The 18,665-nt window shown below is 64.1% G+C and carries 25 protein-coding genes, 4 tRNA genes and 1 riboswitch; of the genes, 19 read left to right on the plus strand and 10 right to left on the minus strand.

All coding sequences use genetic code 11. The features are described 5' to 3' along the window. Window positions 1-77 precede the first annotated feature (77 nt). Window positions 78-878, minus strand: coding sequence for a transporter substrate-binding domain-containing protein (locus tag ACYVN4_RS11485; RefSeq protein WP_460720083.1), 801 nt, complete (start codon window positions 876-878; stop codon window positions 78-80). Between the two features lie 49 nt (window positions 879-927). After that, entirely contained in the window at window positions 928-1,362 is a 435-nt protein-coding gene (locus tag ACYVN4_RS11490) for a VOC family protein (RefSeq protein ID WP_460720085.1), read from the minus strand. Window positions 1,363-1,441: 79 nt separating this feature from the next. Between ACYVN4_RS11490 and ACYVN4_RS11495 the strand changes: the two genes are divergently transcribed. Both ACYVN4_RS11495 and ACYVN4_RS11500 read left to right on the plus strand, forming a co-directional pair. Then, complete coding sequence (locus ACYVN4_RS11495) at window positions 1,442-1,966, plus strand: hypothetical protein (RefSeq protein WP_460720087.1); 525 nt, start codon at window positions 1,442-1,444, stop codon at window positions 1,964-1,966. Between the two features lie 132 nt (window positions 1,967-2,098). Beyond that, the gene (locus ACYVN4_RS11500; protein ID WP_460720089.1) at window positions 2,099-2,608 is read left to right on the plus strand and encodes a hypothetical protein; all 510 of its coding nucleotides are present in this window, start codon (window positions 2,099-2,101) and stop codon (window positions 2,606-2,608) included. A 38-nt stretch (window positions 2,609-2,646) separates the two neighbouring features. Here the strand turns inward: ACYVN4_RS11500 and ACYVN4_RS11505 are convergent, their stop codons facing one another. After that, a complete protein-coding gene (locus tag ACYVN4_RS11505; RefSeq protein ID WP_460720091.1) occupies window positions 2,647-3,387 on the minus strand; it encodes a type 1 glutamine amidotransferase in 741 nt (246 codons plus the stop codon). A 201-nt stretch (window positions 3,388-3,588) separates the two neighbouring features. On the opposite strand from ACYVN4_RS11505, the gene ACYVN4_RS11510 reads away from it, so the two are divergent. The 3 genes from ACYVN4_RS11510 (at window position 3,589) to ACYVN4_RS11520 (ending at window position 6,383) form a co-directional block, all read left to right on the plus strand. Beyond that, window positions 3,589-4,635, plus strand: a complete 1,047-nt coding sequence (locus ACYVN4_RS11510; RefSeq protein ID WP_460720093.1) for a fused (3R)-hydroxyacyl-ACP dehydratase subunits HadA/HadB — start codon at window positions 3,589-3,591, stop codon at window positions 4,633-4,635. 104 nt (window positions 4,636-4,739) lie between these two features. Then, window positions 4,740-5,420, plus strand: coding sequence for a CPBP family intramembrane glutamic endopeptidase (locus ACYVN4_RS11515; RefSeq protein ID WP_460720095.1), 681 nt, complete (start codon window positions 4,740-4,742; stop codon window positions 5,418-5,420). A gap of 78 nt (window positions 5,421-5,498) precedes the next feature. Then, window positions 5,499-6,383, plus strand: coding sequence for a DMT family transporter (locus ACYVN4_RS11520; protein WP_460720097.1), 885 nt, complete (start codon window positions 5,499-5,501; stop codon window positions 6,381-6,383). A gap of 71 nt (window positions 6,384-6,454) precedes the next feature. Here the strand turns inward: ACYVN4_RS11520 and ACYVN4_RS11525 are convergent, their stop codons facing one another. Continuing rightward, window positions 6,455-7,684: a glycosyltransferase gene (locus ACYVN4_RS11525; RefSeq protein ID WP_460720099.1), complete on the minus strand. Its 1,230-nt coding sequence runs from the start codon at window positions 7,682-7,684 to the stop codon at window positions 6,455-6,457. A 269-nt stretch (window positions 7,685-7,953) separates the two neighbouring features. Between ACYVN4_RS11525 and ACYVN4_RS11530 the strand changes: the two genes are divergently transcribed. The 6 genes from ACYVN4_RS11530 to ACYVN4_RS11555 all read left to right on the plus strand — a co-directional run bounded on the left by ACYVN4_RS11530 (window position 7,954) and on the right by ACYVN4_RS11555 (window position 10,765). Beyond that, window positions 7,954-8,026 (plus strand) — tRNA-Gly (locus ACYVN4_RS11530). 19 nt (window positions 8,027-8,045) lie between these two features. Then, window positions 8,046-8,120, plus strand: a tRNA-Val gene (locus ACYVN4_RS11535). Window positions 8,121-8,521: 401 nt separating this feature from the next. Continuing rightward, window positions 8,522-9,094 carry a hypothetical protein gene (locus tag ACYVN4_RS11540; RefSeq protein WP_460720101.1) on the plus strand — a complete coding sequence of 191 codons (573 nt, stop codon included), beginning with the start codon at window positions 8,522-8,524 and terminating at the stop codon, window positions 9,092-9,094. Next, on the plus strand, window positions 9,088-9,405 hold the full coding sequence (locus ACYVN4_RS11545; protein ID WP_460720103.1) for a hypothetical protein: 318 nt from the start codon (window positions 9,088-9,090) through the stop codon (window positions 9,403-9,405). The genes ACYVN4_RS11540 and ACYVN4_RS11545 overlap by 7 nt, the downstream gene beginning before the upstream one ends. A 38-nt stretch (window positions 9,406-9,443) precedes the next feature. Beyond that, window positions 9,444-10,277, plus strand: a complete 834-nt coding sequence (locus ACYVN4_RS11550; RefSeq protein WP_460720105.1) for a hypothetical protein — start codon at window positions 9,444-9,446, stop codon at window positions 10,275-10,277. Further along, the gene (locus ACYVN4_RS11555) at window positions 10,274-10,765 is read left to right on the plus strand and encodes a hypothetical protein (protein WP_460720107.1); all 492 of its coding nucleotides are present in this window, start codon (window positions 10,274-10,276) and stop codon (window positions 10,763-10,765) included. The genes ACYVN4_RS11550 and ACYVN4_RS11555 overlap by 4 nt, the downstream gene beginning before the upstream one ends. Window positions 10,766-11,204: 439 nt before the next feature. On the opposite strand, the gene ACYVN4_RS11560 is transcribed toward ACYVN4_RS11555, so the two are convergent. Both ACYVN4_RS11560 and ACYVN4_RS11565 read right to left on the minus strand, forming a co-directional pair. After that, complete coding sequence (locus ACYVN4_RS11560; RefSeq protein ID WP_460720109.1) at window positions 11,205-11,723, minus strand: DUF6232 family protein; 519 nt, start codon at window positions 11,721-11,723, stop codon at window positions 11,205-11,207. 8 nt (window positions 11,724-11,731) lie between these two features. Continuing rightward, window positions 11,732-12,136 (minus strand): hypothetical protein, encoded by a 405-nt coding sequence (locus ACYVN4_RS11565; RefSeq protein WP_460720111.1) that lies wholly within the window; start codon window positions 12,134-12,136, stop codon window positions 11,732-11,734. Window positions 12,137-12,619: 483 nt separating this feature from the next. Between ACYVN4_RS11565 and ACYVN4_RS11570 the strand changes: the two genes are divergently transcribed. From ACYVN4_RS11570 to ACYVN4_RS11585, 4 genes are all read left to right on the plus strand, one after another. Next, a tRNA-Gly gene (locus ACYVN4_RS11570) sits at window positions 12,620-12,692 on the plus strand. Window positions 12,693-12,711: 19 nt separating this feature from the next. Beyond that, a tRNA-Val gene (locus ACYVN4_RS11575) sits at window positions 12,712-12,786 on the plus strand. Between the two features lie 204 nt (window positions 12,787-12,990). Further along, complete coding sequence (locus ACYVN4_RS11580) at window positions 12,991-13,542, plus strand: hypothetical protein (RefSeq protein ID WP_460720112.1); 552 nt, start codon at window positions 12,991-12,993, stop codon at window positions 13,540-13,542. Between the two features lie 24 nt (window positions 13,543-13,566). Continuing rightward, complete coding sequence (locus ACYVN4_RS11585; protein WP_460720114.1) at window positions 13,567-14,124, plus strand: hypothetical protein; 558 nt, start codon at window positions 13,567-13,569, stop codon at window positions 14,122-14,124. 87 nt (window positions 14,125-14,211) lie between these two features. Here ACYVN4_RS11585 and ACYVN4_RS11590 read toward each other — a convergent pair whose 3' ends face one another. Then, window positions 14,212-14,526, minus strand: coding sequence for a hypothetical protein (locus ACYVN4_RS11590; RefSeq protein ID WP_460720116.1), 315 nt, complete (start codon window positions 14,524-14,526; stop codon window positions 14,212-14,214). Between the two features lie 233 nt (window positions 14,527-14,759). Between ACYVN4_RS11590 and ACYVN4_RS11595 the strand changes: the two genes are divergently transcribed. After that, window positions 14,760-15,551 carry a hypothetical protein gene (locus ACYVN4_RS11595; RefSeq protein WP_460720118.1) on the plus strand — a complete coding sequence of 264 codons (792 nt, stop codon included), beginning with the start codon at window positions 14,760-14,762 and terminating at the stop codon, window positions 15,549-15,551. 55 nt (window positions 15,552-15,606) lie between these two features. Here the strand turns inward: ACYVN4_RS11595 and ACYVN4_RS11600 are convergent, their stop codons facing one another. Together ACYVN4_RS11600 and ACYVN4_RS11605 are read right to left on the minus strand one after the other, a co-directional pair. Continuing rightward, window positions 15,607-15,831 carry a hypothetical protein gene (locus ACYVN4_RS11600; protein ID WP_460720120.1) on the minus strand — a complete coding sequence of 75 codons (225 nt, stop codon included), beginning with the start codon at window positions 15,829-15,831 and terminating at the stop codon, window positions 15,607-15,609. A gap of 4 nt (window positions 15,832-15,835) precedes the next feature. Further along, window positions 15,836-16,042 carry a hypothetical protein gene (locus tag ACYVN4_RS11605; RefSeq protein WP_460720122.1) on the minus strand — a complete coding sequence of 69 codons (207 nt, stop codon included), beginning with the start codon at window positions 16,040-16,042 and terminating at the stop codon, window positions 15,836-15,838. Window positions 16,043-16,208: 166 nt separating this feature from the next. Between ACYVN4_RS11605 and ACYVN4_RS11610 the strand changes: the two genes are divergently transcribed. The 3 genes from ACYVN4_RS11610 (at window position 16,209) to ACYVN4_RS11620 (ending at window position 17,778) form a co-directional block, all read left to right on the plus strand. After that, entirely contained in the window at window positions 16,209-17,114 is a 906-nt protein-coding gene (locus tag ACYVN4_RS11610; RefSeq protein WP_460720124.1) for a helix-turn-helix domain-containing protein, read from the plus strand. Then, window positions 17,111-17,308 (plus strand): DUF397 domain-containing protein, encoded by a 198-nt coding sequence (locus ACYVN4_RS11615; RefSeq protein ID WP_460720126.1) that lies wholly within the window; start codon window positions 17,111-17,113, stop codon window positions 17,306-17,308. Before ACYVN4_RS11610 ends, ACYVN4_RS11615 begins: the two co-directional genes overlap by 4 nt. Window positions 17,309-17,391: 83 nt before the next feature. Next, window positions 17,392-17,454: riboswitch (guanidine-III (ykkC-III) riboswitch) on the plus strand. Between the two features lie 9 nt (window positions 17,455-17,463). After that, window positions 17,464-17,778: a DMT family transporter gene (locus ACYVN4_RS11620; RefSeq protein WP_460720128.1), complete on the plus strand. Its 315-nt coding sequence runs from the start codon at window positions 17,464-17,466 to the stop codon at window positions 17,776-17,778. 3 nt (window positions 17,779-17,781) lie between these two features. Here the strand turns inward: ACYVN4_RS11620 and ACYVN4_RS11625 are convergent, their stop codons facing one another. Then, on the minus strand, window positions 17,782-18,438 hold the full coding sequence (locus ACYVN4_RS11625; protein ID WP_460720129.1) for a hypothetical protein: 657 nt from the start codon (window positions 18,436-18,438) through the stop codon (window positions 17,782-17,784). Window positions 18,439-18,665 lie beyond the last annotated feature (227 nt).

An 18,665-nucleotide genomic window follows, 5' to 3' on the forward strand; every position in this document is an offset into this window, starting at 1 on the left:
AACCACCCCCCTAGGTATACCGAGGTTTTCGGTAGGACCGCTTCCCAACGATCGCCACCTACGAACGCGCTCTGCTGTCAGTTGAGCCAGGTGTCGAGAAGTTGCGTGGATCTGCCGCTGCTGAGCTGAGCTTGCAGCCACATGTTGACGACCGTGTCGAAGGCGAGATCGCCGCGCGGCAGGAGATACGCCTTGGTGGCGGAGTCGAAGGGGTGGTCGGGGTGGAGGACCTGGAGGTCGGGGTGGGTGCGCTGGCGGTAGCGGCCCTCGACGGAGTCGGTGACGAAGACGTCGGCGTTGCCCTGCTCCAGCTGGTCGTAGATGGTCAGGTTGTCAGGCCAGACGATGATGTTCGCGTCCGGGAAGTTGGTGCGGGCGAACTTCTCGTTGGTGCCGCCGGGGTTGACGATGACGCGGACGCCGGGCTGGTTGATGTCGGCGATGGTGGAGTAGGTGTCGCCGGTGGTGCGGCGGGTGACGGGGGTTTTGCCGTCGGTGGCGATCGGGAGGGAGAAGTCGGCGACGCGGCGGCGATCGGGGGTGTCGGAGATGCCGCCGACGGCCAGGTCGCAACTCGCCACGAAGTCGTCGGCCAGCCTGGCCCAGGTGGTCGGAATCCATTGCGGCACTGCGTGCAGGGTGGTGGCGAGGTCGGTGGCGAGGGTGATGTCGACGCCCTGGTAGGTGCCGTCCGCGCCGCGCACGGTGTAGGGCGGGTAGTCGCCGGTGGTGCACACGCGCAGCACGCCGGACTGCATCACGGTGAGCAATCGCGACGGCGTCGGCTCCGCGGCGGCAGGTCCGGCCATCCCGGCGACGGCCAGACCCCCGACCAGCATCAACTTCAGCAAAGGCGACAATCGACTCGAAATACGCACGCGCCGAAGGCTACTCGAGAGCGACCGGGACGCGCGGTGAATCGGCCGGTCAGTCGAGGCAGAATTCGTTGCCTTCGACGTCCTGCATCACCTGGCAGGACTCGTTGAAGCCGTCGGCGCGCAGCAGTTCGACGCGGACCGCACCGAGCTTCTCCAGTCGAATGCATTCGGCTTCGAGGGCGGCCAGGCGTTCTGCACCGACCAGGCCGGTGCCCACCCGCACGTCGAGATGCACCCGATTCTTGACGACCTTGCCCTCGGGGACCCGCTGGAAGAACAGTCTCGGACCGACACCCGTGGGGTCGACGCAGGCGAAGGCGGAACCCTGCCGCTCGGCCGGGAGGGAGCGGTCGAACGCCGCCCAGTCGACGAAGCCCGGCGGCGGGGGCGGGACGACGTAACCCAGTACCTCGCACCAGAATCGGGCGACGCGTTCGGGGTCGGCGCAGTCGAAGGTGACTTGGATCTGTTTGACCGATGCCATCGCTTCACCATAGAGGTGGAGTGCGACAGCTCGGGGGTGAGAGCGCGGGGGTAGCGTGGGCCCCTGCTGGACGATCGCTGTGTTTCCGCAGTTCCGCGCGAGAACAGGAGTCATGATGCGAAGCGTTTCGAGGGGTGCGGCAATTTCGATCTTGCCGGTGGTTTTGTACGCGCTGTCGAGTGGGCCGGCGTCGGCGGATGGGCATTTGTATTTCGATCCGGCGCATGTCGATCAAGGGCCGGGATGCACCGGAACGATGACCGCCGAGCTGATGGCCGATCAGGGCCAGCAGGCCGGTGATTTCGCGAACTTCATCGATAGTTCGGTAAGGGTAACGGTGAGCTTCAAGGTTGATGCCGCCGCGAATCCGCTGGGTTCGGCCGCACCGAACAATGGCAGCAACTGCCAAATCCCCGCAACCGTCACGATGACCAATCTCGATTCCGGCGCCAGCGACACCCAGACGAAGAGCACCCAGTACGACGGCCACTACGGCTGGAACTCGGTGATTTTCAGCATGCCGGGTTCGGGGCGGGTCGCGGTGTCGGTGAGCACCAACCCGACTCCGGATCAGCTCGTCATCAATGTGCCCGCGCCACGCTGAATTTGCGAGGTTTGTCCGGCTTCACAAGGTATGTCCGCCCTCACTTCACAGGGTATGCAAGGAAATTCGTAGAGAGTTCCAAGGGCGTGGCCGTAGATTGATCGCAACGTCCCGCCGAGAGAGTGGATGGCCATGTCGCTCCGAATTTCCGGTCGCGCGATTACCAGCGATATGACGCCCGAGACCGCGCACCTGGTGCCCGGTCCCGCGGGCGGCGCGTGGGTGCTCAGCTGGCTGCCGGGATGGGATCTGACGCAGGAGCAGGCCATCGACGGCATGGCGCTCGACGAGATGCTCAGTGACCCCAGCGCGATCGAGGGCGAGTTGGCCCTCGAATTGGCCACGCTGCGGGCGGAATCGATCGGGCTCGGGCTCGAGGATGTGGTGGTGCGGTTGGCCGCCCGGATCCTCGAGCGGGACCGGATCCAGCATCGGCAGGCGAGGGCGGACCGCCCGGCCGGGGATTCTCCGGAGCGGTCCACCCTCGGACCTGCCGCAGCACATGGCGAGTCCACGGGGTCGGGGTGGCTGCGGGCGGCCGGGGCGGCCTGGCGCCGGGCGGTCATCGCGCTGCTGTGGGCCGGATACAACCGCCGGCACGCGAATTCCCTTGGCTCGCAGAATTCTTCCGCGTCACGCTGATCTCCCTGGATAGGGAGGTTTCGACCCGTCGGCCGGGGTCACCCGGCGGTGCGGGCGCGGATCAGGTCGCAGAAGTGGCTCAGGCTGCGCTCGACCAGAGGGCGCACTGCCGGGAACGCCGTGCGGGCCTGCTCGCGGAGGATGTCGAGGGCGTCGGGGCCGAGGACGCGGTGGGCCTCGGCAGCGAAATCGGGTTCGGCCAGCCACTGGTCCAGCAACGCAGGATCGACTTCGGGATGGAACTGCAAGCCCCAGGCGGCGGGCCCGGCCCGGAAGGCTTGCACGGGAGTGGAATCGGTCGCGGCCAGGACGGGTAGGGCGGCATCGGGTCGGATGCGGTCGCCGTGCCAGTGCAGGACGGCGGGGGCGTCCGCGAGCGGGCCCACCAGCGGGTCGGTGCGGTCGACGTCTCGTAGTGGGGCCCAGCCGAGTTCGTCGGAATAGCCGTGGCCGCCGGAGTACACGGACAGTCCGGCGGCGCGGGCCAGCAACTGTGCGCCGAGGCAGATGCCCAACGTCGGCAGTTCGAGTTCCAGTGCCTGCGTGAGCAATTCGCGCTCGAGCTTCAGGGCCGGGTAGGTGTCGAGCTCGTCGGCGTTCATCGGTCCGCCCATGACGACGAGTCCGGTCAGGTTGGCGACCGGGGGCAGGTCCTCGGCGGACACGCCCGGTTCCGCGGTCAGGATGCGGGTGGTCGTGGGGATCGCGTGCTCGCGCAGCACCTCCAGGATCACGCCGGGTTGCTCGACTTCCAGGTGCTGGATGATCAGAACGGCCATCCCTGCAGTATTGCCGAACCACGCGGGTGGCTATCCTTCGCATGCCGCCCGGAAGGTTTCGGTGGCTACCGCCCGACATCGATGGCTCGGATGTGGGCGGGGCCGGTGCGGCTCCCCTTCGATCGAGCGCAGGGTCGCTTGATTTCCGTCAGTTCGTCATCCACGACAGAGGGGATCGTCTTGCGCATTCTGGAGTCCGACATGACCGATATGGCCGGCATGGCCGAGCCCGCGACCTTCGACCCGATCGCACACGCGATCTCGATGGTGGACCGTCGTTTTCAGCTCGACGGGTATTACGAGGTCGGGCGGGAGAAGGTGCGCGAGTACGCGGCCGCCGTTCAGGACGATCATCCGGCGCACTGGGACGAGCGGGCCGCCGCCGAACTCGGCTACCCGGCGCTGCCCGCGACCTCGACCTTCGCCTCGCTGCTGGCCGCGCCGGTGCAGCATGCGATGAGCGGCATGCTGACCGGGTACGACCTGCGGGCTTCGGTGCAGACCGATCAGGTGTTGGACTTCCATCGGCCGATCCTGGTCGGGGATCGGTTGGTCAGCAATGTCGCGCTGACCTCGTTCCGGCAGGCGTTCGGTGGGGACATGTTCATGTTCGAGAACGTGATCACCGATCAGCACGGGGAGGCGGTGATGACGGGGAGTACCAGTGTGATCGCGCGGTCCGAGCGTTCCGATGAGCACGCGGAAGCCAATCAGCTCATCGGTGAGATCGTGCACCGCGGTATGGACACCTTTATTCGGCGCGCGCCCCGCCGGACCGAACTGCCCGTCTGGAATCCGACGCTCGCCGACTACCGCAGCACCCACTCGCGGCCTGCCGCCACGGTGTCGGTTGGTGACGAACTTCCTTCCCGCACAGTTCAACTCACCATCGGCGATCTGGTCCGCTACGCGGGTGTCGCGGGCGACGCCAACCCGATTCACTGGCATGCGCGAGCCGCCCAACTGGTCGGTCTGGAGCACGGTGTGGTCGCGCACGGGATGCTCACCATGGCTTACGGGGCCGGGTTCGTCACCTCCTGGCTCGGTGATCCGGGCGCGCTCAAGCAGTACAGCGTCCGCATGAGCAATCCGGTGTATGTCACCGATATCGAGCCTGCTGCTATCGAATACACCGCCAAGGTGAAGTCACTCGACCCCGAAACCGGCATCGCGACCGTCGCGATCACCGCAACTCACCAGGGCCGCAAGATCTTCGGCCGCGCCACCGCCAAGGTGCAACTGTCCTGACGGCCCGCCCCGCCCGGAGCGAACAACCCGGGCGGGGTGGACAAACCGGAAGGTTCACTTTCCGTGCCCGGCGCGGTCACTGGCCGCAAATTATGGTGGAGGCCATGAGGATTCAGCGGTGGCGGCGGGGGTATCTGGCTGCTGAGTATGTGGCGTTGTTCTTCGGGGGGACGACGTTGTACAACGCGGTGTTGCGGGGGAAGCCGCCGATTCCGGCGTTGCTGGTGTTGGGGACCGGGGTGACGCTGTATCTGCGCAGGTCGAAGGGGTTCGATCGGGGATCGTTGTGGCGGGCGGAGGCGTTTCCGGAGCAAGCCAAGTCGATGGCGGTGACGGCGGGGGTCAATGCGGTGGCGTTGACCGCGGCTACCGCGCTGCTGCGGCGGGAGGATCTGTTCGCGTTGCCGCGGCGCAATCCGTTGGTGTGGCTGGCGGTGATGGTGTTGTATCCGGCGTTGAGTGTGTATCCGCAGGAGTTGATCTTCCGGTCGTTCCTGTTTCATCGGTACGCACCGGTTTTCGGTGAGGGGCGCGCGATGGTCGCTGCCAGTGCCGCGGCTTTCGGGTACGTGCACATCGTGTTCGGCAGCTGGTTCTCGGTGGCGGCGAGCACGGTGGGCGGCTGGTTGTTCGCGGCCCGGTACTTGAATTCGCGGTCGTTGTTCACCGCTTCGGCCGAGCATGCGCTCTACGGGCAGCTGATCTTCACCGTCGGGTTGGGCCGGTACTTCTATCACGGCGCCGCCCCGGCGGCCCGCTACCCGCTGACCGCCGGTCCCGCCTGAGGCGAGCTCGATCCCGCCCGAACCTGCGAGCCGGGGTCGCCGACCGACCGGGATCGTGTGGTCGGGCAGACTGGCCGGGTGGGAAACCTACCTATTGCCGCGGTCGTGTGCGCGTTTGTCGGGGCCGTGTTGTTCGCGGTGTCTGCGGTGGCGCAGCAGCGAGCGGCGGCGGATGTGCCCGAAGGGGATGCGCTGCTGGCCAAATTGATTCGCAATCCGCGGTGGGTGGCGGGGTTGATCGGGGACGCGGGGGGATTCGGCTTCCAGGTGGCGGCGCTGGCTTTGGGGTCGGTGCTGGTGGTGCAGCCGATTCTGGTGACGGCGCTGGTGTTCGCGCTGCCGTTGGCCGCGCATTACAGCGGGCGGCGGGTGACCGGGGTGATGTGGGCGCAGGCGGCGGCGCTGTCGATCGCGCTGGCCTGCTTCCTGGTGGTCGGTGAGCCGACCGAGGGAGTGTCGGATGCGCCGTGGCACAAGTGGTTGCTGCCGCTGGGACTGTTGATCGGGGTGATCGTGGCGGCCATTGCGGTGGCGACGACGGTGAAAGTGCCGACGCTGCAAGCGCTGTTGCTGGGTTCGGCGGCCGGACTGCTGTTCGGGATCTCGGCGGCGCTGACCGCGAGCGTCACCCAGCAGTTCGGGCGCGGGATCTCAGATGCGTTCACGGGCTGGGAGCTGTATGTGCTTGTCGCCTGCGGCATGCTCGGGCTGTATGTGCAGCAGCTCGGCTATCAGGTGGGGCCGTTGTCGGCGTCGCTGCCCGCGTTCACCGTCGCCGAGCCGCTGGGGGCGGCGGTGCTGGGGATGACGGTGCTCGACGAGCGGCTGCGCAGCGGGCCGATGGGGACTGCTTTCGTGGGTTTGTCGGTGGTGGTCATGTGCGTTGCGGCGGTGCGACTTTCCCGCGCTCAGGCCGCGCCGGTCGCCGAGACCAAGTCGGTTGCCGACCAGCCGGCCGCGTGAGCCGCGAGTGCCCGTGACCGTTGACGGGCACGGCACCGCTTTGGGGCCGGTACGTTCCAGGCCACCTGCGATTACGCACTGTTCGGGGTGAGCGAGAGGATCCGTTCGGCGGCGCGCGACGCGCCGTCGGGGATGAGGGTCGGGGCGAGTTCGCGAGCGCGGGCGATGGTCTCCGGAGTGAGGGCTTGCTCCAGCGCGGGGATCAGGGTGGCGGTGGTGACTTCGCCTGGGGCGTGGGCGAATCCGATGCCCAAGGTGGTCACCCGGTCTGCCCAGTAGAACTGGTCGAAGCGTTGCGGCACGACCACGTGGGGCACGCCCGCGCGGGCAACAGCGGTCGTCGTGCCCGCGCCGCCATGGTGGACGACGGCAGCCACACGGGGGAACAGGGCCTGGTGATTCACGTCGCCGATGACCAGGCAATCGGTGGCGTTGTCGGTCACGTCCAGACCCGACCAGCCACGCAGGATCAGCGCACGGCGGCCCAGTGCGCGGGCGGCGTCGAGGGCGGCGCGGCCGGTTTCCGGAGCCATGTGCATGCTGCCGAAACCGAAATACACAGGCGGTTCTCCCGCGGCGAGAAATTCCTCGAGCTCGGCGTCGAGCGATCCCGGCTCACGCACGAACCACGCGCCCGGCTGCCAGACGCCGAGACCGCTCCCGCGCTGCCGCACGCCCGGTGCAGAATCGGGCCAAGGGCCCAGGATCGGGTCGGCAGCCAGCCAAGGGCGGTCGGTGAAGATGTGGTCGCGGACATCGGTGACCGGGGACAGGCCCAGGGCGGTGCGGCGGGCGTTCAGCGGTTCGGCCCAGAGGGCGTTCCAGCGGTCGGCGTCCTGTTTCCACTGGGTGAGGTTGTCGGCGGTGGTGTCGACGCCGGGGCCCAGCGGCGGGGGTGGAAGGTGCTCGGAGGGAAGGGTGTTGGGGGCGTAGGCGGCGTAGACGTAGGGGATGTCACGCAGCTCGGCGATGGAGTGGGCGGCGATCTGCAAGGCTCCGCAACCGATCAGCAGTTCACAGTCTTCGGCTGCCGCGCCAACGGCGTCGAACTGGTCGGCCACGGTGCCCGCGATCATGTCGCGCCGTTCCTGCGGAGTCGGCAGCGCCCCGCGCACGGCCCCCGCCTGGCTCACCTCCGGACCGACCGGCACGAACTCGAGCCCGTAGGCGCCGATCAGCCCCCGGAAGTCGGGCGGTGCGCACAACCGGACCTCCGCCCCCTGCCGAACCAATTCCAACCCCAGCGCCAGCATCGGCTGCACCTCGCCCCGCGACCCGATGGTCGACAGCAGAACTCGCATCGAAACTCCTCCCACTCGCTCTCCGACCAGCAGTTATAGCTCACTGACCGGGTCTTGCGGCAAGCCCCGCCCGACGCGCTATGGTGGAGTGGGAAAGAGATCCGGCCAACGCCGGATCTCTTCGTCGTTTCCGGGCGCGGGCCACCTCGCCACTCCCCCTCCACCACGCCCGAAACACCCGGTTTTCCAGGCGATTTGCATTGACCACCCACCCATACGCTAATGTTCTGTCCCGCAAGCCGATCGGCCCACAAGGCCAAGGCGAGCATGCGGATGTAGCGCAGCTGGTAGCGCATCACCTTGCCAAGGTGAGGGTCGCGAGTTCGAATCTCGTCATCCGCTCAAAGAACGATTTACCCCCGCGCGATTAGCTCAGCGGGAGAGCGCTTCCCTGACACGGAAGAGGTCACTGGTTCAATCCCAGTATCGCGCACCACAATTCGACCCGATCAGGCCCGGTTCCCGCCGGGCCTTTCTGCTGTCGTGAATTTCCCATATCACGAACTTACGTATGACACCTGGACCCAGGGGCTCGCAGCCCGGCGGCGAAGGCGCCACGAAACGGCTGGTCGTGTCGGATTGTACTGATACTGGCCGCCTGATACCTTGTCGCAAGTTGATATTGGGCAGCAGGGGGTGTTGTTCACCGCAATGGTGATTCACTACACGAACTTCGGGAACTTCGGCGGCGATGACTGGGAGGACGAGCCGACGCCTCCACCGCCTCCACGGCGAGCACCACAGCCATCCCCGCGACCAACCGCATCCCAGGCATCACAGGCACAAGCTTCTCCGAGCAGCGCCACACAGCCAGTGGCAGTACCGGGATCGTCATTCGTGACCATGGAGGTAGACGGTGGCCTCCTTCCCGTCCGACTTCAGTTCACGAGCAATTGGCACTATCAGGTGTCAGCGCATGAGGTAGGGCGAGAACTCCAGAAGGCTTATCAAAGTGCGATGGCGCGGCACTTGGGGCGACTACGCGAAGCAAACGGCGGCGAATTTCCGTTGGACTACCCACATGGTCACTTCCTCTCCGAACGACAGCAACTGATCATGCTTCTGGAGACAAGCACCTGGGAGCAGTACAGCCGTCTGCGAGATGAGTTATTCGGGGCCGGGCGATACCGTGTACATGGCCAAGCCTTGCAAAACGACGAACCGGTTACAACCATAATCGGCAATCGCGAGAACATCCGTTCCATCCGTGTTTGGTCTCAATGGTGGGGATGCGCCGATCCATATGCGATCGAGTCCGAAATCTTAGCATGTGCCGACCAAATTCGATCTATGCAACAAAAATTTCACGCACAAAGAGACTGGTCGCGTTATTCCGACGCACAATTGGCCGAATTCAAGAATCAGCACCGGCAAGAACTAATCGACGCGAGGGGGATTTCTGCATGGTAGACGAGGTCGTCAAGGCTTCTTTGACGGAACTGAAAAGTCTTGAGAATGACTGGTCCGTTGCCGGACTGTTCATGTATAACGCCGTCAATTCCCTGAAATACGGCAAAGTGGACCTCGTGAAGTCCGAGATGGGGCTGTTCACTAAATTCTACGATGATTACAAGGATGTTGCTCCGTGGGCTAGCGACCGGGCAACCGAGGGAATGAACGCTTGCAAGTACGTCATGCAAGCGCTGTCAGCAGGTCGCGAGCTATATGCAAACCAGGAGCATGTCAACAAAGACACCTTCGACGATTTATCAGGGCAGTGAGCAAATCTTCATCCTGCAACTACACCAGGACTTGAGTCATGGACACTACAGCGCTATCGAATTACATCGAACTGATACATGACAAGGAAAAGGACCTATACGGCCTGGTCAGTAACGCGGAAAAGGATTTCGACAGCCTCCAGAAGTCGATTGCCTACACATCAATGGCATCAATCGCTGGCGCACCAGCTGGACTCGCAGCCGTTCTACTGCTGGAGTCAAAGAAAGGCGATGTCATTGACGCAATCGACAAATGCGTAAATGGTAATCAGGAGAACGGAAATCCCGGCATTCTGCAGTTTGTTGACGGCATGTACCTGCCGTTGACCCTGATCAAGGTTGCTGATGAATGGCGAAACGTCAAGGGAAATGTGACCAACGCCGAGGATGCCGTTAATGCGGCGGCGGCGAAACATTGGCGAGGATACGGCGCTACCAATTACGAAACAATGCGGTACAAGGAACAGATGCCCGCATTCAAGGCCATGGTCGCATTTTGCGAGAAGTGCGCCTCCGAACTCGAGGACACAGCCAAGAGTGTAGTCGGATTCTACGGCGACCTACAAGATAATATCAACAAGCTGGTTGATACCGTCAAGAACTTTGTTCATGACTTCTCTTCTGCCAAACTTGTATGGAGTTTTATCAATCTCGTTACAGATGTATGTAGCACGATAACTACCCTGATCATGAAGATCGTAAAGGTTCTCACCGATGCACAGATCAGCAGTAATCGCCTGAAACAGGAAACAACCTCACAGGAAGGGTTTACCTGGAGTAATACATGGCCAAATCCAGATACCAATTCGTTCTCAGACTTCTCACCAACGGATGGCGATAATGTCTACAATCATTGGTCGATAATCAAATGACCACATCAAAAGGCAAGATCATAGCCTATGCCGTTCCGCTACTGGTAGCTCTGTCCGCCTGCGGGCTGTCCAGCAGTGGCACAAACTCGACGCAGTCGAATTATGATCAAAAGAAGCTGTGCGCGGAGTTCGTAGCCTTCCTTAAGAGCGAGTTCGCCGTAGATGCCGAGGACCCCAATAGCGGCGACCCTAGCAAACCAGTCGGACTGGGTAGTGTATGCATACTCAACCGGACCGGTGGCCTACGAGTAGGAATGCTGGATATGTCACAAAGCAGCTCCATGAGCGCGGACCGACTCCGAGACCCCAGCTTCGAAGCACAGAAAGGTTTCGATGATAAGGTTTGGATCGGACCGAACAATAACGTACGCGTTCAATCGGGATCTTGGGTAGGGACAATGGACCTCTCCAAGCTCGAACTCAACGATCAGAAAACCCGCGATTCCATTGAATTCTTAATCAAGGCCACAAACGAGGTAAATGGTTGATCCGAGGATAGTACCCCGCATTCTGCCGGTACACCGTTGTTGGACTTGCGCCCGCCCTTTCGGTTCGGTTCGTGCCGTCGTGAGCCCCAATTCCTCACCAAGAGCGCAGTATCGCTCGTTGTGCCATCGCCACGCTGGAGCCCTTCCTCACGAATGAACAGTTCGTGGAGCTCGTATTCGCCGCGGATCCAGCGGGTCGGAGCAGAGTTCCCAAGGGTCATTTCGCTGGTGCCTGTCGATCCGGCTCCCACGGTCAGTGCGACGTTGGGGACGTCGGGGTGATGGGCTTGGATTGCAGCCCAAGTGTTTTCAGCAGCGGTGACGAGTAGGCCGGTGATGGTGTCGGAGTCGGGTCATGGCAGAAGCACATTTTTGCTGCACAGGGCCCTGAGGTGAGTCTGCGCGATACTGGTTCAATCCCAGTATCGCGCACCAGCTGTCAATGGGTGGGCGGCAGGCCGAACGAGTTGCTTTGCCTTGCATGATCTCCGATATTGCCGATATTCGCGCCTCGCGCGTCCACGGTGATGTTTCGCGCGAACTCGAATTGCGGGTCGTCGATCGCCTTCATGATGTTCTGCGCGATTTCGACCATGGTGTCGATATCGCTGCTGACCAGGGCCGTGTTCGGGGTGCCGGCGGTTTCGATCATCAGGGCGTAGAGCCTGGTCTGTTCGTTCGTCAGCACGCGAATCAGCCGGTAGGTGGCGAGGCCGAAGACGACGAGGAACACCATCCATCCCAGTCCGGCGCCGAACATGAGGCCCAGGATGAGCGCCGGAAGCACTCCGGCCGCCAATAGTTTCAGGTAATCCTTCACGGGTGTCTGCTTGGGAGGCACGATCTCTCGTGGACCTACCCGGGCGATATTCTGCAGCGGATAGGCGTCGTCACCGATCCAGAGCACCCGCCGACTGATCCTGACCCCGATGACCCGGTGTTCGCTAGCGTCCGACAACGCGGTCCCTACTTCCCGTCACGGTTGGCAGGCGCAACACCGAAGTTATTCGTCTGCCGGGCATGGTTTCCGATATTCCCGATATTCGCGCCCTGCGCGTTCACCACATACGGCTGCGAGCCGCCTCCGGCGGAAACGGACAGTGCGAGCAATTGCTCTGCGGCAGCGAGGATTTGCTCGTCGCGATCCGCGCCGGTCTCGGTCAGGACCTTGGTCAGCGGGACCTGCCATACGTCCGGATCCGACTCGTGTTGGGCCAGTACCAATTCCGCGGCCGGATTCCCGCCGAACAGCCGCGCCAACCCGGTCTTCAACGCGTGGTAGGCGTCAGCAACCGCCGTCGAGGCGCCCTCGCCGACTCCTTTCGCCACGCCCGCGACCAACGCCGTCATGATCATCGTCACTGGATCCATCCAAAACCCTCTCCCGCCTAGAGCACCCGCCGTATCGGGGCGCGATCACTGAACCAAGCCGCAACCATCCGGACAAGAGTGGGACGCAAGAATAATCATCGGTCTCATACGACGATCCAGCCGCGGCATTAAATGCCTCTGCCTGAGCGGATTTCGGGATATCCAGGATTTCGATACGTCAGGCGTGAACCCAGTTCTGCTGTACCCCAGCACTTTTCACATGTCGACATTCCCGCATACCGAACGGTCACCGTACAGCGTCGAATCGCGCGGCCTTTGCCGCATTTGCCCGATCTCATCGCGCGCACGGCCTCCGACCGCCCAACCTCGCCGCACGTCTAGTGAGCTGGACGACACCCCCACCACGTCACGTCTCGTTCACCACCCGAATAGGTCGATTTCCAGGCGATTTGCATCTACCCCACACCCATACGCTAATGTTCTGTCCCGCAAGCCGATCGGCCCACAAGGCCGGGTGAGCATGCGGATGTAGCGCAGCTGGTAGCGCATCACCTTGCCAAGGTGAGGGTCGCGAGTTCGAATCTCGTCATCCGCTCAAAGAACGACCGAGACCCGCGCGATTAGCTCAGCGGGAGAGCGCTTCCCTGACACGGAAGAGGTCACTGGTTCAATCCCAGTATCGCGCACCAACGTTCGACCAGATCAGGCCCGGCTGCCGCCGGGCCTTTTTGCTGTCGTGAACTGAGCGGGCGGTTGGCGTAGGCATCCTCGACCCGGTGCTGTCAATGCCACAATATTTGTGGAACATACCTGTTTCACCACTGGTCTACCGCGGTTACGCTGCGCTCGTCCGGGGCGATCCTGCCTGGGTCAAGCAAGGAGACACCACAGCAATGAAGTGGAAAGCATTGGGCGGCAGAGGGATCGGGATGCTCGCGGTGGGCGCGGCCGTGGGGCTCGCCATGCCCGCGGCACCGGCCTCGGCCGCTATCACGGCCGTCAGCGCGTCCTGTCCGGCCAGCGGAGTCGACGGGCCGTGCACCGAGTCCTATGTGTATGTGTCGACGACGGATTCGAATCCGGTGTGGATCACGCTCAACGGAAACACGCTCGGGACAGGTGCCTTCACCCCGACTGCGAACGGTGCGGGCGGATATTCCCTACAGCTGTGGCTCGATTGCCTCTACACGCCGTTCCATGTGGTCGCCACCGAGAAGGACGCGAACGGCACCACGATCAGCCAGGGCTCGGCCGACTTCACACCGAAGTACAACTGGATGGGCGCGATCCTGGGCGATCTCACCACCGGCAGTCTCGGCGCCGGAGTCCAGGGCTTCTACAACGGCAGTTCCAATGGCGTCGCGCCCGGCCTCGCCACCAACGGCAGCAGCAATGCGGCAGCCACCGGCAGTTCCGTCCTCAACGGTTGCCACGTCGTCGGGTAAGACCGAGCTAGGAGACAGTTCAGAATGCAGTGGAACACCTTGATGGGCAAGGGATTCGGAGCCCTGACCCTCGCCGCGACGGCCAGTCTCGCGGTGGCCGCGACACCGGCGTCGGCCTCCATCAACTTCGTCGCCGTGAGCTGCCCGCCCCCGGCGACCGGCGGCGCGTGCACCCAACCGCTGGTGTTCATCCGGGTGACGGATCCCGGTCCGCTCTGGATCACCGTCAACGGAAACCCGATCGGCTACAGCAACGGGCTCTTCAACCCCATGCAGGACAATCTCGGCTACTACAGCCAATTCAACCTCGACTGCGCCTACACCCCGTTCCATATCGAGGCCGTCGAGAAGGACAGCAGCGGGACCGTCATCAGCAATGCCGGGGCCGATTACAGCCCGGCGGTCTCCGGGCCGAGCACCATCGTGCGCGATCTCGTCACGGGCAGCGTCGGCGCCGGTACGCAGAGTTTCGACACCGGCGTGGCCAACGGCGGCCCGGCCAATGCCGCGGCTACCGGCAGCAGCAGCGCGTCCGCCGCCGGTAGCGCCGCGACGAAGCCCTGCCAGCTCGCGTCCCTCTGATACCGCACGATCGGAACCTGATCGGCCCGGCTCCTGCCGGGCCGCATCAACGTCACGGGCACCGAACCCGTTGCCGGGCCGGGTGGTTCAGCGGGGGCGGGTGTAGGCGGTTTCGGCGAAGTGCAGCCAGCGGTCGGCGTTGGCGTGCGGGACGCTGACCCAGTCCTTCATGGGGCGGTGGCGGGAGGAGGGGTCGAACAGTTCCGCGCCGGGGAGGGCGAGGGCCTCGGTGTGCTCGGGGGTACCGGCGAGCAGGCGGCAGGCGAGGGCGTCTTGGAAGAGACAGGCGAAGGCCTTGCCGTCGGCATCCTTGTACGCGGGCTTCCCGAACACCTTGGCAATCGTCACGCCGCGATCGGCCAGCTCGGTCGCCACCCGCTCGAAATCATCCTGGACGGTCATGCAGGGAGTCTGTCATGTCCGGACCGGTAGCGCGGAGCACGCGGCCGCCGCCTCAACGAATCCCTCGGCCCACCCGATGAGCCCCCGCGCGGTGCGAAGTCTGGAATTCAGCCTCGGCGAGCCGAATAGCCGATAAGGGTTGAGGAATGGGAGATTCGGGGGAAGCATTTTCGGGGAGTTCGGCTGTCGACCGTGGCGAGCTGAGCCGGTGGGCAGTTCGCGGATGTGTGCGGGTGGCGCCGGACACGTTCGTGCGGGCCGGGGTCGAGTTGGATGCGCGGGGCCGGGCACACGCGGCGGCGATGTGGGCCGGGGATGGCGCGGTGGTAGTGGGATGCTCGGCGGCGGCCGCGCACGGGGCCCGGTGGATGGACGACCAGCCCGCGGAGGTCTCGATCCCGAGGCGGGCTCGCGCGCCGCAGCACGTATTGGTGTACCGAGATGCCCTGCCCGAGACCGAGATCTGTGTCGCGGACGGCCTGCGATGCACCACTCCGGTGCGAACGGCGTTCGATATCGGGCGGCGGATCGGCGGGGACCGGGCAATCGAGCTGATCGATTCATTGTGCCGGGCAACAGGTCTCACGGCGGAGGAGATTGCGGAGTTCGCGCAACAGCATCCCGGAGCGCGGAATCGCCGAAAGCTCGAGGCGCTGCTGCCGTTCATCGACGGCGGAGCCGAATCGATCCCGGAAACCCGCACCCGCCTGCTGCTGTACCGCTCCGGCCTCCCCAAACCCGAGACCCAGATCAAGGTCTGGAGAAACGGAATCGTCATAGCCCGCATCGACATGGGCTGGCCAGATTGGCTGGTCGGCGTCGAATACGACGGCGCCCAACACTGGACCGACCCCCGCCAACGCACCAAAGACCTGATCCGCTACAACGACCTCCCCGCCCTCGGCTGGATCATCATCCGAGTCGACGCCACCACCCTCAAAAACCCATCCACCCTAATCGCCCTAATAACCGCCGCCCTCCAGAAAAACGGCTACCCCTCACCGAGTGGCACATCCTGGAGGTGAATCGCGGGATGAGCCTCCAGGATGTGCCACTCGACGGATGTTCAGGGGGTGGGGGCTAGGCGAAGCGGGCGCGTTTGGTGAGGAGGGCTAGGCGGCCTCGGGGGGTGATGCGGTAGTGGCCTCGTCGGTGGGTGGGGGTAATGAGGCCTCGGGATTTCAGGTGGGACAGGGCGGTTCGGGTGCGGTGGGAGGTTAGAGCGGCGGAGGTTTGGATTTGGGTGGCGGTGAGGGTTTGGTTGGGGTGGAGGGCGGTGAGGACGGAGATTTCGGCGGGGGTCATCGGGTTACCTGATGGGGTGGGGGCGGCGGTGGCGGGGTACGGGATGGGTTGGGGGGCAGGGGATGTCGAGGTGGCCGCCGGTTGATAGGGGGAGGCGGAGGGTGTTGTGGGGGTGGTCGTGCGACAGGCGGTAGGAGTCGCGGGCGGTGAGGGCGATGATGGTGAGGCAGAGGGTGATGATGGACAGCAGCGCCCATGCGTCCCAGGGCATTTCGGGCTACCGTTCACGAAGTTGACGAATTCGGATGACAACAAAGCCAGTAGACGACTGGCTGATCCAAAACGTGAACGCCGCAGTGTGGAATCGCCGATAATCAATAGGAGATCCAGTTTGGCCTATTCCATATTGGCGCATCCCAGATAGCGAGGCTAACGAAATGGCCGGATCATCGCTTCCCCGCAGGGCACTTGGGCGAGCTCTGCGTAATCACCGGATTCGCACCGGGAAGACGCAGAATGCCGCGGCAATTCGGCTCGAGACATCTCCGCAGAGCGTGAGTCGTATGGAGGAAGGGCGGAAGATCAAGCTTGCGACCGCACAGCTCAAGGATCTGCTCGACTTCTACGGAGTTCCGGATCCGAGTCAGGAGCGCGATGAGATGCTCGGGCTGTGGCAGGAGGTCCGACAGCAGGATCTCATCGCGAAATCGCAAGGCACGGCCAAAGGCTGGTGGCGGTCGTACAGCGATCAGCTCGACGCGCACTTCGACCACTACCTCGATCTGGAGTCGGCCGCCAATCGCCTTACCACGCACCAACTCTCACTGGTGCCTGGCCTATTGCAGACTCCGGGCTATCGGCGCGTCCTGATCCAGGTCGCCCATCCCGACCTGTCGGCGGTCAACATCGAACGCAGACTCGAGTTCGCCGCACGGCGGCAGACCCGGCTCGGCGAGGTCGACTTCTGGCTGGATGCCCTTGTGTCCGAGGCGGTTCTGCGGCACCAGCCAGGCGGCCCGGCCGTAATGGCCGAGCAATTGCGGCGACTGGCCGATGAGAGCGAACGCACCAACGTTTCGATCCGAGTCGTCCCCCATGCGGTGGCCACCAACAGCGGGTTGGTGTTCCAATCGTTCACCCTGCTCGAATTCCCGCCGCTGGCAAGCCGAATGGTCGAACCGCCGATTGTCTACGTCGAGGGGTACGAAGGCGCGCTCTACCTCGAGCAGCCCGACGTCATCACGCGCCATCGGCGGGCGATCAACGACCTCGAGCAGGTAGCGTTGACCGAGGACGCCAGCCGTGACCTGGTGTGGCGCATCGTGAAGGAGTGCATGGCGTGAGCCTCGACATTTCGACCGCCCAGTGGTTCAAGTCCAGCAAGTCCCCCAATGCTTCGGAGTGCGTCGAGGTCGCATTCGCGGGTGACGGGGCGAGCGTCGTCGGGGTGCGGGACTCCAAGGATCCGGGTGGTGCGGTGCTGGTGTTCTCCGGCGAGCAGTGGGATCGGTTCCTTGGGAGCAGCATCCTGGGGTGAGGGGTCTGACCGGGGTGGCGGGTGGAGGTGAAGATCACCGGCCTGGAATTTGCCCTGGTCGCTGGGGGTTTGCCATTGTGTAGGTAGTCCCTGAATTGGGGCCCGGACGATGGAGCCGTACCCGGTGTGCGACAAGACGGCCTTCGGAGGTTGTCATGTCCTGGTTGGTATTGGTTGTGTCCGGGGTTTTCGAGGCCGTGTGGGCCACTGCGCTGGGGAAGTCCGAAGGGTTCACGAAGCTCGGGCCCACCGCTGTGTTCGCGGTGGCGCTGGCGTTGAGCATGGCGGGGCTGGCTTATGCGATGCGGGGGTTGCCCGTCGGGACCGCGTACGCGGTGTGGGTGGGGATCGGGGCGGTGTTGACCGTCGTCTACTCCATGGCCACCGGCGGGACGGCCGTCAGTCTGGTCAAGCTGCTGTTCCTGGGTGGGATCGTGGCGTGCGTGATGGGGCTGAAGCTGGTCGGGTAGCGGCTATTTCGCGGGCGGCAGGGTGACCACGTCCGCGGGGATCGCAGGGACCGATTGCACGGTCTGGGTTTTGGCGGTGGGGTCTGGCAGGAGGAGCCGCCAATCCTCGGAGACCCAGCGAACGGTTTCCGTGGTCGCGGTGATGCTGGCGTCGGAGTAAGTGGCGTAGACGGTTAGGTCGGCACGGTCGGGGGTGTAGGCGGTGATCTTGTAGGCGGTGAGATGCGGGGCGACCGTCGGGTTGGCGGGGGCCGTGATCGACACCTGGGCGCGGGCCAGCACCCAGGAGTCCTTGGCGGGGCCGGGGATCAGGGAAATGGCTGCCACCTGCGGCCATACGCCGTCGGGGGCCAAGGCCAGGCGGGTGCTGTGGTTGATGGCGGCCAGGGCCGCGCCCTGGGGCGTGTGGGTGAAGCCCGCGGCGGTGGTGCCCAGTTTGCTGGGGCCGTCATGGCCGCCGATGGGAAGCAGCACACCCTGGTAGTTCTCCCAGTGCACGTCGGCGGGGGCGCGGGCCGGATCGACGGTGGTGGTGGTCGCGGTGGAGGCGCTGTGATCACTGATTCCGCAGGCCGAGACGGTGAGAACGGACGCCGTGGCGAGCAGCGCGACGGCCGCGGCGGCGAAAGTTTGCGCATGGTGTGCTGGCTTGGCGCGCATGGGAATTCCTTCGGGCGGACCGCTAGGCGGTCGAGAAGTGTTGCGGTGACGCTGGTTCGAGCCCGGAACGGGCGGCCGATCGGGACGATCCTATGGGTCACGAACAGTTGGGTTTAACAATTCGTCACTCCCGTCACGGATCCGGTTGTGGGACCCTGAGATCCGGGTAAGATCGGGTCCGCAACATGATCATCGCAGGTGGTGGGGTTTCATGATGGATCATCGGA

It is taken from the genome of Nocardia heshunensis, from assembly GCF_054782115.1.

Coding starts and splice junctions, on each gene's coding strand:
- ACYVN4_RS11565 (WP_460720111.1), bottom strand. CDS start 12,136: ATGGATCCAGTGACGATGATCATGACGGCGTTGGTCGCGGGCGTGGCG.
- ACYVN4_RS11555 (WP_460720107.1), top strand. CDS start 10,274: ATGACCACATCAAAAGGCAAGATCATAGCCTATGCCGTTCCGCTACTG.
- ACYVN4_RS11525 (WP_460720099.1), bottom strand. CDS start 7,684: ATGCGAGTTCTGCTGTCGACCATCGGGTCGCGGGGCGAGGTGCAGCCG.
- ACYVN4_RS11550 (WP_460720105.1), top strand. CDS start 9,444: ATGGACACTACAGCGCTATCGAATTACATCGAACTGATACATGACAAG.
- ACYVN4_RS11585 (WP_460720114.1), top strand. CDS start 13,567: ATGCAGTGGAACACCTTGATGGGCAAGGGATTCGGAGCCCTGACCCTC.
- ACYVN4_RS11500 (WP_460720089.1), top strand. CDS start 2,099: ATGTCGCTCCGAATTTCCGGTCGCGCGATTACCAGCGATATGACGCCC.
- ACYVN4_RS11610 (WP_460720124.1), top strand. CDS start 16,209: ATGGCCGGATCATCGCTTCCCCGCAGGGCACTTGGGCGAGCTCTGCGT.
- ACYVN4_RS11505 (WP_460720091.1), bottom strand. CDS start 3,387: ATGGCCGTTCTGATCATCCAGCACCTGGAAGTCGAGCAACCCGGCGTG.
- ACYVN4_RS11625 (WP_460720129.1), bottom strand. CDS start 18,438: ATGCGCGCCAAGCCAGCACACCATGCGCAAACTTTCGCCGCCGCGGCC.
- ACYVN4_RS11605 (WP_460720122.1), bottom strand. CDS start 16,042: ATGCCCTGGGACGCATGGGCGCTGCTGTCCATCATCACCCTCTGCCTC.
- ACYVN4_RS11580 (WP_460720112.1), top strand. CDS start 12,991: ATGAAGTGGAAAGCATTGGGCGGCAGAGGGATCGGGATGCTCGCGGTG.
- ACYVN4_RS11490 (WP_460720085.1), bottom strand. CDS start 1,362: ATGGCATCGGTCAAACAGATCCAAGTCACCTTCGACTGCGCCGACCCC.
- ACYVN4_RS11515 (WP_460720095.1), top strand. CDS start 4,740: ATGAGGATTCAGCGGTGGCGGCGGGGGTATCTGGCTGCTGAGTATGTG.
- ACYVN4_RS11545 (WP_460720103.1), top strand. CDS start 9,088: ATGGTAGACGAGGTCGTCAAGGCTTCTTTGACGGAACTGAAAAGTCTT.
- ACYVN4_RS11510 (WP_460720093.1), top strand. CDS start 3,589: ATGACCGATATGGCCGGCATGGCCGAGCCCGCGACCTTCGACCCGATC.
- ACYVN4_RS11590 (WP_460720116.1), bottom strand. CDS start 14,526: ATGACCGTCCAGGATGATTTCGAGCGGGTGGCGACCGAGCTGGCCGAT.
- ACYVN4_RS11620 (WP_460720128.1), top strand. CDS start 17,464: ATGTCCTGGTTGGTATTGGTTGTGTCCGGGGTTTTCGAGGCCGTGTGG.
- ACYVN4_RS11600 (WP_460720120.1), bottom strand. CDS start 15,831: ATGACCCCCGCCGAAATCTCCGTCCTCACCGCCCTCCACCCCAACCAA.